11 protein-coding genes and 1 riboswitch are annotated in these 11,570 nt (G+C 73.2%); of the genes, 6 read left to right on the top strand and 5 right to left on the bottom strand.

The annotated features are described in order from the left end of the window. Positions 1-144 precede the first annotated feature (144 nt). Positions 145-1,143, bottom strand: a complete 999-nt coding sequence (locus ACZ6CV_RS34855; RefSeq protein ID WP_469255584.1) for a DUF3048 domain-containing protein — start codon at positions 1,141-1,143, stop codon at positions 145-147. Positions 1,144-1,440: 297 nt separating this feature from the next. On the opposite strand from ACZ6CV_RS34855, the gene ACZ6CV_RS34850 reads away from it, so the two are divergent. From ACZ6CV_RS34850 to ACZ6CV_RS34830, 5 genes are all read left to right on the top strand, one after another. Further along, positions 1,441-3,003: a diacylglycerol/lipid kinase family protein gene (locus ACZ6CV_RS34850; RefSeq protein WP_469255582.1), complete on the top strand. Its 1,563-nt coding sequence runs from the start codon at positions 1,441-1,443 to the stop codon at positions 3,001-3,003. A 105-nt stretch (positions 3,004-3,108) separates the two neighbouring features. Further along, a riboswitch (cobalamin riboswitch) is annotated at positions 3,109-3,292 on the top strand. Positions 3,293-3,322: 30 nt separating this feature from the next. Next, a complete protein-coding gene (locus tag ACZ6CV_RS34845) occupies positions 3,323-4,048 on the top strand; it encodes an energy-coupling factor ABC transporter permease (protein ID WP_469255581.1) in 726 nt (241 codons plus the stop codon). Beyond that, a complete protein-coding gene (locus tag ACZ6CV_RS34840) occupies positions 4,045-4,452 on the top strand; it encodes an energy-coupling factor ABC transporter substrate-binding protein (RefSeq protein ID WP_469255579.1) in 408 nt (135 codons plus the stop codon). Before ACZ6CV_RS34845 ends, ACZ6CV_RS34840 begins: the two co-directional genes overlap by 4 nt. Before the next feature lie 6 nt (positions 4,453-4,458). Further along, positions 4,459-5,208 (top strand): cobalt ECF transporter T component CbiQ, encoded by a 750-nt coding sequence (gene cbiQ, locus ACZ6CV_RS34835; protein WP_469255577.1) that lies wholly within the window; start codon positions 4,459-4,461, stop codon positions 5,206-5,208. Next, positions 5,205-6,119: an energy-coupling factor ABC transporter ATP-binding protein gene (locus ACZ6CV_RS34830; protein ID WP_469255576.1), complete on the top strand. Its 915-nt coding sequence runs from the start codon at positions 5,205-5,207 to the stop codon at positions 6,117-6,119. Before cbiQ ends, ACZ6CV_RS34830 begins: the two co-directional genes overlap by 4 nt. Positions 6,120-6,185: 66 nt before the next feature. Here the strand turns inward: ACZ6CV_RS34830 and ACZ6CV_RS34825 are convergent, their stop codons facing one another. After that, a complete protein-coding gene (locus tag ACZ6CV_RS34825; protein ID WP_469255599.1) occupies positions 6,186-7,061 on the bottom strand; it encodes an endo alpha-1,4 polygalactosaminidase in 876 nt (291 codons plus the stop codon). Between the two features lie 164 nt (positions 7,062-7,225). Here ACZ6CV_RS34825 and ACZ6CV_RS34820 point away from each other — a divergent pair, with 164 nt between their 5' ends. Then, entirely contained in the window at positions 7,226-8,236 is a 1,011-nt protein-coding gene (locus ACZ6CV_RS34820; RefSeq protein WP_469255574.1) for a TIGR01777 family oxidoreductase, read from the top strand. 46 nt (positions 8,237-8,282) lie between these two features. Here ACZ6CV_RS34820 and ACZ6CV_RS34815 read toward each other — a convergent pair whose 3' ends face one another. The 3 genes from ACZ6CV_RS34815 to ACZ6CV_RS34805 all read right to left on the bottom strand — a co-directional run bounded on the left by ACZ6CV_RS34815 (position 8,283) and on the right by ACZ6CV_RS34805 (position 11,508). Then, complete coding sequence (locus tag ACZ6CV_RS34815) at positions 8,283-9,509, bottom strand: cytochrome P450 (RefSeq protein ID WP_469255572.1); 1,227 nt, start codon at positions 9,507-9,509, stop codon at positions 8,283-8,285. Positions 9,510-9,745: 236 nt separating this feature from the next. Then, on the bottom strand, positions 9,746-9,985 hold the full coding sequence (locus ACZ6CV_RS34810; RefSeq protein ID WP_469255570.1) for an acyl-CoA carboxylase epsilon subunit: 240 nt from the start codon (positions 9,983-9,985) through the stop codon (positions 9,746-9,748). Continuing rightward, positions 9,982-11,508, bottom strand: coding sequence for an acyl-CoA carboxylase subunit beta (locus tag ACZ6CV_RS34805; protein WP_469255568.1), 1,527 nt, complete (start codon positions 11,506-11,508; stop codon positions 9,982-9,984). Before ACZ6CV_RS34805 ends, ACZ6CV_RS34810 begins: the two co-directional genes overlap by 4 nt. Positions 11,509-11,570: the final 62 nt, after the last annotated feature.

The following is an 11,570-nucleotide window of genomic DNA, read 5'->3' as shown; positions in this document are numbered from 1 at the left end:
GGGGAGGGAGGGGGGTCTGTTTTGGGGCGACGGAGGAACAACACCCGTTCCCGAGGGGGGGGGGGGGGGAAAACCCCCCGGGGGGGGGGGCTCCCCCCCCCCCCCGCCCGGTCCTTTTTCCAGGCGCCGGGGCCGCAGCCCGCGTCAGCCGCGGTCCGCGTAGACCACCCACACCTGGCCCGGCGCGAAGGGCATCCGCGCACCGCCCGCGCGGGTGAACGTGGTGCCCGCCGCGGCCGTGGGGCGGCTCCAGCGCGTCGCGTACCTCCTGCCGTCGCGCAGCACCAGCGCCCGGCCGCTCCCGATGGTCTCGATGTACGGCGTCACCGCGCCCTTGAAGTCCTTGAACCGCGACGCCCGCATGGTCACGTACTGGATGACGATCGTGGGGGCGCCGAGCCGCGTCCCCGACGTGCTGCGGGCCGGCGCCCCGTCGAACGACACGAGCCAGCGGTGCTGCCCGGACGACCAGCGGAAGGAGTGGCTGGCGGCGGCGTACCGGACGCTCCTGTCCCGCGTGGGCGTGCCGCCCGCCGGCGCGGGGCCGAAGCGGAACCCGATGTCGGCCGGCGGCTCGGTCCGCGGCACCGAGCGCAGCAGCGCCTGCGGGCGGAGGAAGAGGTCGTGCGGGGCGGGCCGGCCGTTCTGGCGGAAGTAGGCGCCGGGGAAGCGGCCCTGGGGACGGGCGTACAGCGGCGCGCCCCTGAGCTTCTTCCGCAGCGCGGTGCGCACCCCGGAGTAGGCGAGGACCGGCCGGCCGAACTGGCGCAGCAGCTCGACGTCGGACTCACGGGCGCTGCGCACCGGCCCGACCGCCGACGGCACCGTGCTGGAGTAGACGCCCATGAGGCGGCTCATCCCGCCCTCGACCTTCTCCACGTAGACGATGTCCGCCCGGTCGAGACCGGTGTGCGGGCGGGCGGCCCGGGCGTTGTCGAACTTGACCGCGACGACCTGGCCCTGACGGGCGGTGAGCCCGGTGAAGGGCGACGGGCTCCGGGGCGCGGGGGAGTCCTCGTGTGCGGGGGCGGGGGCGCTCGCGTAGGCGGAGGCGCCCACGGTGAACACCGCCGTGGCGACGAGCGCGAGCACGCGCGGAGCGAGCCGGGTGCGACGGGCCTCCCGGACTTTCCTTGCTGCCATTGAGGCGTCTCCCTTCGTGGCGATGCCGGCCGGGCCGCCCCGTGGCCGCCCTGGTGGCAGCCGCAGACCTACCTCCCGGCGCCCCGGCCCCAATCGCGGCTGGGGCCATCCACCCGCGCCGCGTCACTCTTTCCGGGGCAGCCCCGCGTGGCTCCGCGGTTCCTTGCCGACGGACCAGGCGGAGTGGGCGGACCAGGCGGAGTGGGCGCATTCGACGCGGGTAGGCTGAGACTTCGTTGTGGTCCGTTCCGGCCGCGTGCTGCGGATTCTTTACAAATGCAGAGGTGTGGCGAGCGAATGAAGCGATCTGTTCAGCGGTGGAAGGTGCCGGGCCCGGGGCCGGGCAAACGGCTGGCCGCCGCCCTCGACCTGGTGGGCCCGGCCCGCGGCAGCGCCGTGAAACGGGCGCTCCGGACGGCGGTCGAGCACGACGCCGTATGGCTGGGCGCCGCCACGGCCCTGGGGCTCTCGGGGGACCGGAGCGCTCGCCGGGCGGCCCTGCGCGGACTCGGATCGGTGGCGATCGTCACAGCTGTGAACCATGCGCTGGCCAAGCCCGCGGCCCGCAGCGCCCGGCCCGTCCTGGACGGACTGCCCGCGCTGTTCCCCCGCCCCCGCACCGCCTCGCTGCCCGCCAGCCCCATAGCCGCGGCGACCGCCTTCGCCTCGGCCGTCGTCATGGAGTCACCCCGGCACGGCCTGGCCGTCCTGCCGTTCGCGGCCGGTCTCGCCTACGCACGCGGCCAGAAGGGCCTGGACCACCGGGGCCGCTCCGCCGCCGGCGCTCTCATCGGCGTCGGGGCCGCGTTGCTCACCTGCCGCTGGTGGCCCGTGAAGCCCGCGGCCGCGGCGGCCGCAGCCCCGCCGCGCCGGCCGGCCCCCGCGCTCAAGGACGGCCAGGGCCTGCACGTGGTCGTCAACCCGTCCTCCGGCGTCGCCTGGAGCAGGGACGCGGCCGACACGCTGCGCACCCTGCTCCCCGAAGCATCGATCACCGTCTTCGAACCCGGTGACGACCTGGTGGCCCTGCTCGACGCGGCCGCGCAGCGCGCCGTCGCGGACGGCGGGGCGCTGGGGGTGTGCGGCGGCGACGGCACCGTCAACGCGGGCAGCGTCACGGCGGCACGGCACCAAGTGCCCCTCGCCGTCTTCCCCGGCGGCACCTTCAACCACTTCGCCGTGGACCTCGGCAACGTGACGCTCGAAGACGTCACCCGCGCCATCGGGTCCGGCGACGCCGTCACCTCCGACGTGGGACGCGCCTCCGCCTACCAGCAGCCCGGCGCCGCCACCGGAGACGTACCGGACGCGCCCACCGCGGAGATCGACGCCCGCGGCGAACAGCAGCTCTTCCTCAACACGTTCAGCATCGGCGTCTACTCGGACCTGGTCCACGCCCGGGAGCGGCTCGAGAAGCGCATCGGCAAATGGCCCGCGCTCGTCATCGGCCTCGCCAAGGTCCTGGCGACGGGCACCCCGCTCTCCGTGGTCATCAACGGTCGGCCGCGCCGCATCTGGCTGCTCTTCGCGGGCAACGGCATCTACCACCCGGCCGGCTTCGCCCCGACCTACCGCACCCAGCTCGACGACGGACTCCTCGACGTCCGCGCCGTGGAGGCCGGCACTCCGCTGGCCCGCACCCGGCTGCTCCTCGCCGTCCTCACCGGAACCCTGCACAACTCCCGTGTCCTGACGACCGCCCAGGTGCGCAGGCTGGAGCTGGAGGTCGTGGAGGGGGACCCGCACCTCGCCTACGACGGTGAGGTTACGGACACCACGTACCAGCGGCTCGTCCTCGACAAGCTCCCCAAGGCCCTCACCCTGTACCGGCCCGCCGACCAGGACCAGTGGCTGCGCTGACGCACGCTCCGCACGACCTCTGAGCAGGGGCGTACGCGGTGGTACACGCGCTCCGTGTGCCACCGCCGCAACCGGTGCGCAAGTTGTCAGCAGATCAGTTGCGCACTAATGTCGCCACGCCTTGGTGAACGGGAAATCCGGTGTGATGCCGGTGCGGCCCTCGCCACTGTGATCGGGAAGTCCGGCTCCAGCCCTCGCGGCAGCCACTGGGTGCTCACGCACCCGGGAAGGCGGAGTCCGGTCGGTACGACCCGTCAGCCAGGAGACCGGCCAAGGCGCGTTGTCCATCCACGAGGTGCTGGAGAGGGTCTGCCGAGCCATGCACATAGCCGAGGGTTTCCTCCCACCGGCGCACGCGATCGCCTGGGGCGTAGCGTCCGCGCCGTTCGTCGTCCACGGAGTCCGCTCCCTGACCCGTGAGGTCAAGGAACACCCGGAGAGCACCCTGCTCCTCGGCGCCTCCGGGGCCTTCACGTTCGTCCTGTCCGCGCTGAAGATCCCGTCCGTCACGGGCAGTTGCTCGCATCCGACGGGAACCGGGCTCGGAGCCATCCTGTTCCGGCCGCCCATCATGACGGTGCTGGGCACCATCACCCTGCTCTTCCAGGCCCTGCTGCTCGCCCACGGCGGGCTCACCACCCTGGGCGCCAACGTCTTCTCGATGGCGATCGTCGGCCCCTGGGCCGGATACGCGGTCTACCGGCTCCTCAAGCGGTTCGACGTCCCGCTCATGGTCGCCGTGTTCTTCGGGGCGTTCGTCGCCGACCTGTCCACGTACTGCGTCACCAGCGTCCAGCTGGCGCTCGCCTTCCCCGACCCCAGCAGCGGGTTCCTCGGGGCCCTCGGCAAGTTCGGCGGCATCTTCGCCGTCACGCAGATCCCGCTGGCGATCAGCGAGGGGCTGCTCACCGTCCTGGTGATGCGGCTGCTCGTGCAGTCCAGCAGGGGCGAGCTGACCCGGCTCGGCGTGCTGCTGCAGCGCAAGAGCACGCCGGACGTGACGACGACCACGACCAAGACGGAGACGGGGGCCAGCGCCCGATGAGCCGGAACGCGAAAATCAACATCCTGCTGCTCGTGGTGGTCGCCGCGCTCGCGGTGCTGCCCGTGGCCCTCGGGCTCGGCGACGACGAGAAGGAGCCGTTCGCCGGCGCCGACGCGCAGGCCGAGACCGCGATCACCGAGATCAAGCCGGACTACAAGCCGTGGTTCTCACCGCTGTACGAACCCCCCTCGGGGGAGATCGAGTCGGCGCTCTTCGCCCTGCAGGCGGCCCTGGGCGGCGGTGTCCTCGCGTACTACTTCGGACTGCGCAAGGGGCGCCGCCAGGGCGCGGAGCAGGCGCTGGCGCAGGAGGCGGACGCGGAGCGGCCCACCGGCGTGCCGGCCGGTGCGTCCGACGCTCCGGTCGCCGCGGAGGGCAGCCGGTCCGGGACCGGGCAGGCCTGACCCGGCGTGCTGCCCATCGACGCGGCGGCGCACAGCAGTCGCTGGCGCCGCCGGCACCCCGTGGACAAGGCCGTGCTCGGGCTCGGCCTCACGGTCCTCGCCATCTCGCTGCCGCCCTGGCCGGGCGCCGCGCTGGTGCTGGCCGCGGCGCTCGTCCTGCTGCTCGGACCTGCGGGCGTGCCGCCCCGCAAACTGTGGCGCGCCTACCGCGTGCCGCTCGGCTTCTGCGTCACCGGCGCCCTCACGCTGCTCGTCCAACTGGGCGGCCCCGAGGGCTTCGTGACGCTCGCCGACGGAGGCCCGGCGCGCGCGGGCGGACTGCTCCTGCGGACCTCCGCGGCCTCGCTCGGCGTGCTGCTGTTCGCGTTCACCACACCGATGTCGGACCTGCTGCCCCGGCTGGTGAAGGCAGGTGTGCCCGCACCGGTCGTGGACGTGGCACTCGTCACGTACCGGATGAGCTTCCTGCTCCTGGATTCCATGAGCCGGATCCGGCAGGCGCAGGCCGCCCGGCTCGGCCACACCACCCGCGCCGCCACCTGGCGCTCCCTCGCCTCGCTCGGCGCCACCGCGTTCGTGCGGGCCTTCGACCGGGCCGGCCGGCTGCAGGCCGGGCTCGCCGGACGCGGCTACGACGGCACGCTGCGGGTTCTCGTCCCCGAAGCCCGGATCTCCCGGCCCTTCGTGGCGGCCGCAGGCGTCCTCCTCGCGGGCCTGGTGGCCCTCACCTTCGTACTGGAAAGGTTCCTGCCATGACCGAGCCGAGGGCTCTTCGCGAGCCGGGCGCCCGCGGCGGGCCGGGGGAGCCCCTGGTCGCTCTGCGCGGCGCGTCCTACGCGTACGAGGACGGGCCCACCGTGCTCAGCGGACTGGACTTCGACGTCGTCGAGGGCCGCGCCCTGGCGCTGCTCGGCCGCAACGGCAGCGGCAAGACGACCCTCATGCGCCTGCTCAGCGGTGGACTGCGCCCCGCCACGGGCGGGTTGACGGTCGACGGCGTACCCGTGACGTACGACCGCAAGGGCCTGACCCGGCTGCGCACCACCGTCCAGCTGGTCGTGCAGGACCCGGACGACCAGCTCTTCGCCGCCTCGGTCGAGCAGGACGTGTCGTTCGGGCCGCTCAACCTCGGCCTGCCCGACGCCGAGGTCAGGGCCCGGGTGGCCGAGGCGCTCGCGGCGCTCGACATCGTCGCCCTCGCCGATCGGCCCACCCATCTGCTCTCCTACGGCCAGCGGAAGCGGACCGCCATCGCCGGCGCCGTGGCGATGCGGCCCCGCGTCCTCGTCCTCGACGAGCCGACCGCGGGACTGGACCCCGACGGCCAGGAACGCCTCCTCGTCACCCTGCGGCAACTGCGGGACGCCGGGACCACCGTGGTGATGGCAACGCACGACGTCGATCTGGCCCTGCGCTGGGCCGACGACGCGGCGCTGCTGACCCCCACCGGGGTGCGGACCGGGCCGGTCACCGAGACGCTGGGCCGGCGGGACCTGCTGGCGCAGGCCGGGCTGCACCTGCCGTGGGGCATCGCCGTCGGCGAGCTGCTGCGGGCGCACGGCCTGCCGGCCGGGGCGGGCGACGGGCCGCGCACGGCGGAGGAGTTGGCCGCGCTCGTGGGGGCGGGGGTGCCGGGCGCGCCGACGGGCCGAGCGGCGGAGAGCTGACCCCGGCCGCCTTCACCGGCAGCCCGGATCGGTCAGCACCCCGGATCGGTCGGCAGCCCGGATCGCTCAGCAGTGGCGGTACACGTAGCCGTTCTCGCCGGCGGGCCGGACGTCGCGGTCGCGCAACGTGATCGAGAGCTTCTTGCCCCAGGTGCGGCACGCGGCGTCGAAGTCCTTGGCCACGTACTCGATGTCGAAGACCTTCCCGTCGTACGCGGACGCGAAGTCGGGGCACTCCTTGTAGTGGGCGCACTCCTCGGTCACGGCGAAATCGAAGCCGATGTGTTCGCGCCGGTCCAGGAGGTCGGTGGTGTTCTTCTGCGCGACGGCCAGGCCCTGGCCGTGGGCGCGCCGGGCGAGCAGCCGGGCGAAGGCGGCCGCGTCGTCGGGGGTGAGCAGGCCGTCGGAGCGCTCGTAGGAGTCGAGGTTGTCGGGCTCCACCGCGTCGTAGCCCGCCGTGGCGCAGCCGTCGATCCACTTGCCGACGATCTCGGCGAGCGCCGCGCGCTTCTTCGCCGTGGAGATGTCGAGCAGGGGCTCCTGCCAGTCCTCGTCGACGACCGTCCGCCCCTCGTCGTCGCGGAGCAGCAGACGGGGGTGCTCGCGCTGCCACCAGCGCGCCGCCTTCTTGCCGGGCTGGGCCTGGAAGGCGTTGACGTAACAGATGTTGTAGCGGCCCGCGGCGGGCTCGGCGGCGCGGTCGCGCGAGACGGCGCGGACCTTGGCCGGGGGTGGGTAGGCGCCGCCCAACTGGTAGTCGAAGCGTGCGTCGACGGGCGGCTGCCGGACCTCGCCCCGCGCGGCGGTACCGCGCTCGGGATGCCCGGAACGGCCGGAGCCGCCGGCTGAGCAGCCGGCGACGAGTGCGAGGAGCAGGACGCCGCCCAGACCCACCCGCACGGACCGCCGCGCTCCGATATTTCTGCTGATACGCCACTTGATCCCGATCACCGGGCCAGGATCTCAGTACGTGGCTCCGCCCTCCGCGCCGGGCCTCGCTTCGACCCATGTCCGGCCAAACCAAGCCCGGGTGCGGCGTCCGCGCACGAACGGGCGCGTCGTAGGCTCGCCGTACGAGGTCAGGCGTCGCGTCACGGGAGGCCCCAGTGAAGATCGTGCTGCCAGGAGGGACCGGTCAGGTGGGCGGCGTGTTGCGTCGAGCACTGACCGCTGCGGGCCACGAGGTCGTGGTCCTGACCCGACGCCCCCGCCGGGACGGCGAACTTCCTTGGGACGGCCGCGCTTTGGGCCCATGGGCGGAAGCGGTTGACGGCAGTGACGTCGTGATCAACCTTGCGGGGCGCAGCGTCAGCTGCCGCTACACCGAAGAGAACCTCCGCGCCATGATGGACTCGCGTGTGGACTCCGCGCGCGTCGTGGGTGAGGCGATCGCCGCCGCCCGCAAGCCGCCCCGGGTCTGGCTCCAGATGAGCACCGCCACCATCTACGCCCACCGCTTCGACGCGCCGAACGACGAGGCCACCGGCGCGATCGGCGGAGACGAGCCCGGCCTCCCCGGCTACTGGTCCTACAGCGTCGACATCGCGCGGAACTGGGAGCGGGAGCAGGAGCGTGCCGCGACGCCGGACACCCGCAAGGTGGCCCTGCGGTCGGCGATGGTCATGAGCCCCGACCGCGGCGGCGTCTTCGACTACCTGCTGTGGCTGGCACGGCTCGGCCTCGGCGGTCCGGTCGCGGGAGGCGCGCAGTACGTGTCCTGGATCCATGACCGGGACTTCGTCCGCGCCGTGGAGTTCCTGATCGAGCGGGAGGAGATCGATGGGCCGGTCAATCTCGCCGCTCCCGGGCCGCTGCCGCACCGGGAGTTCATGCGCGCGCTGCGCGGAGCGTGCGGCATGCCGGTCGGGCTGCCCGCGACGAGGTGGATGGCCGAAGTCGGCGCCTTCGTGCTCCGCTCCGACACCGAACTCCTCCTCAAGAGCCGGCGGGTGGTGCCCGGGCGGCTGATGGACGCCGGGTTCACCTTCGACCACGGCACCTGGCCACAGGCAGCGGCCGACCTCGTACGGCGGGCGCGCCGAGAACGGTCCCGGCCCGGCTCCCCCACCCGCTTCCGCCGGACCGACCGCGGGCTCGGTCACCCCCGGCGCGGCTGATTCCGCCTCTTCCCCCTCGCGGACTCGGACGCCGACGTGGTCACGGTCACGGTCGCCAAGTGACCGGCAGGGAGAGGGGGCCGCGGATCATCGTGCGCTGCCGGAAGGGAACCTCGTCGGCGGGCACGGTGAGGCGCAGGCCGGGGAAGCGGTCCAGTACAGCGTCGAGCAGCAACTCGAGTTGCATACGGCACAGGACGGCGGCCGTGCAGTAGTGCGACCCGTTTCCGAACGCCATGTGCGCGCCGGCGTCCCGGTCGACGTCGATCCGGTCGGGGTCGGTGAAGACGGCCGGGTCGCGGTTGGCGGCCAGGTAGGACACGTAGACGGGATCCCCCGCGCGTACCCGGATGCCGCCGATCTCGACGTCCTCCAGGGCGATGCGCGGCAGGCCCACGGCGGTGCGGTGGGGGATGTGGCGCAGGAGTTCGTCGATGGCGGCGGGGCGGGACGCGGGGTCGTCACGCACCCGGTCCATCAGGTCGGGCCGGGTCATCAGCAGGTAGAACATCTGGCCGCTGTTGTTGGTCAGCGCCTCGCCGCCGATCTGCAGGGGGCCCGCGACACTGATCGCCTCTTCCTCGGCGAGCTCGCCGTCGCGCACCGCCGCACCGAGCCGCGACAGCACGTCGTCCCCGTCCCGCCGGTCGCGGATGGCCTGCGCGATCCAGCCGAACAGGCCCTTCTTGGCACGCTCGGACGCCTCGGCGCCGCCCGCGGTGGAGATGATCTCCCGTGTCCACTCGTGCACCTTGCGTCGCTCGTCGGAGGGAACTCCCATCACCTCGCAGACGACGGAGATCGGGAACGGCTCGAGGACCCGCTCGATCAGGTCGGCCGGAGGGCCGTCCTTCGCCATGGCATCGACGAGTTCATCGAGGATCGCCGCGGCGCGGGGGCGCAGCCGCTTGACCGCGCCCACGGTGTACGCGGCGGAGGCGGCGCGCCGCAGCCGGTTGTGATCGGGCTGATCGGCCCAGGCCAGCGCTCCGGGGCGCGGGGCGAAGTGCGGGGCGAGCCGGGTGAACTGGCGTACGGAGGCCGCCCTGCGGCTGAACCGCGGATCGTTCGTGATCATCTTCACGTCGTCGTACCGGGTCGCGAGCCACGCCCACTCCTCCTCGCCGTGCGGAAGCCGGATCCGCGTCAGCGGCCCTTCGGCCATGAGCTCCGCGAGGACCGGGTCGAACTCGGTGCCCGGCACACCGGCGTCGGGCCACTCCCGGACCGGGGGAGGGGTCGGCTCGGCGAGGGTGGTGGTGTCTTCTGCCATGGCTCAACGATCGGGCGCCATCCGGCGCGTTGTCGCGGGGGAGTGCTCCAGACGGTGACCGACGCCCACGCCCGCCCTCCTCAACCGGCCTCTCGGAGTGCCCGCACGCCGGTACGGAATCGGCTGCGGAGCCGGCGCCGCCCGCCTTGACGGGTAGGCCGTGATCGCCGTCAGGGCCGGCGCCGCAAGGAGCGCGGTGGCGGCCAGAGTTGTCGTGGTGGTCGCCTCTGCTCGCCCTAGGGCGGAGGGTGGCGGTACCGGGACGCGGGAGTGGACCGCCACGACCCGGTCGGGTGGCGACGGGCCGCCCACCCCGAGTGGTCCCAGCTCGCCCGGCGAGGTCCTGTCGCCTCCTCGCGCGGCGCGGCCGCGCGCCGTCGCAGCCGCGTCGCCAACACCGCGGCGAGAGCCGCCAGTTCGTCGCTGCTGGGCTGTCCGCCGTGGATCTCCAGATCTACGGGGAGTCGATCTGTCACAGCGGCGGATTTCCGTGCTTGCGCGAGGGCGGATCCTCCTGCTTGGGCCGCAACGTCGCCAGGACCTCGATCAGGACGCCCCTGGTCGCGGCGGGGTCGATCACGTCGTCCACGAGGCCGTGCTCGGCCCCGTAGTAGGGATGCAGAAACCGGGCGGTGTACTGCTTGACCAGCCGCTCACGCGTGATCGGTGGATCGTCGGACTCCGCGAGGTCCCGCCGGAACGCCACGTCCACGGCCGTCTCGGCGTCCGTCACCGCGATCTCGTTGGTGGGCCAGGCGAGCGCCAGATCCGTACCCATGGCACGGGAGTCCCGCATCAGGTAGGCGGCCCCGTGCGCCTTGCGCAGGACGACGGAGATCCGGGGCACGGTGGCATTGCCGTAGGCGTAGAGCAGGCCCGCGCCGTGCCGAATGAGCTCGCTCGCCTCCCGCCGGCTGCCGACGACGAAGTCGGGCGCGTCCACCAGGGTGACCAGAGGGATGTTGAACGCGTCGCAGATCGTCACGAACCTGGCCGCCTTCCTTAGCCCCTCCGCGTCCGGCGCACCGCGCTCGGAACGGGGTTGGTCCGCGACGACACCGACAGCCTCGTCACCCAGCCGCGCGAACGCGCAGACGAAACCGCTGCCCCAGCCCTCGTGGACCTCCATGTACGCGCCATCGTCCACGATTTCGCCGATCACGTCGTGGATGTCGTACGGCCGTCCGGGCTCCTGAGGGACGATCTCACGCAGCCTCTCGCTGCGGCTCCTGCTCCGGCTGACAGAAGCGGTGCTCTGGCTCACGGGATCGTCGGACGCGTCGAGCGGCGGAAGTTCACGGTTGTTCGCGGGCAGGAACGACAGCAGGCGGCGCACACCGGCCAGGCAGCTCTCCTCGTCGTCGTAGAGGAAGCTAGCCGTCCGCGCGTCGGCCTCCGGGAGCCCGGCGCCGCCCGCAGCCGCGGCCGTGCCCCGCACCACGAAGACGAAGTCGCCGAGCAGCGGGGCGTACGCGGCGGCGCCCTCGCACGGTCCGAGCACCACACTGATCTGCGGGACGACCCCGGAAGCGCGGGCGGCGCGGCACAGGATGCCGCCGTACCGGGCCAGTGAGGTCGCCCCTTCCAGGGGGTGAGCCCCGGCGCCCTCGCAGAGACTCACCAAGGGCGCCCCCGCACGCTCGGCGAGGTCCATCACCTTGTGGATCTTCTCCGCGTGCGTCTCGCCGAGCCCGCTCCCCGTGCCCCGGGAATCGAGCGCGTACACGAAGGTGGTGCGTCCCTCCACCGTCCCCCACCCGGTGACGACGGCGTCGGCGTACTCGGGGTCCGCCACACTCGCGCACCGAGGGTCCTGGTGCCGTCGCAGGGGATGCGTCTCGACGAAGGATCCCTCGTCCAACAGCTGGTCCACCCGGTCGCGCGCGCCGTCGAGCTCGGCGACCCGGTGAACCATCTCCCGCCCGCCGTCGGCCACTTGCCCGGGTGGTTCCGCATCTAGGGGCTGGACCGCGGTGGCTGAGCCGTCCGCCAACGTCATCGAAGGACCTCCGACCCCAGAGCCGATCGCTGGTCCCCACATCTTGTGCGGTCGGCGGCCGC

The sequence above is a fragment of the Streptomyces sp. NPDC041713 genome (assembly GCF_055591085.1).
This window is presented reverse-complemented; position numbering and strand designations above follow the sequence as displayed.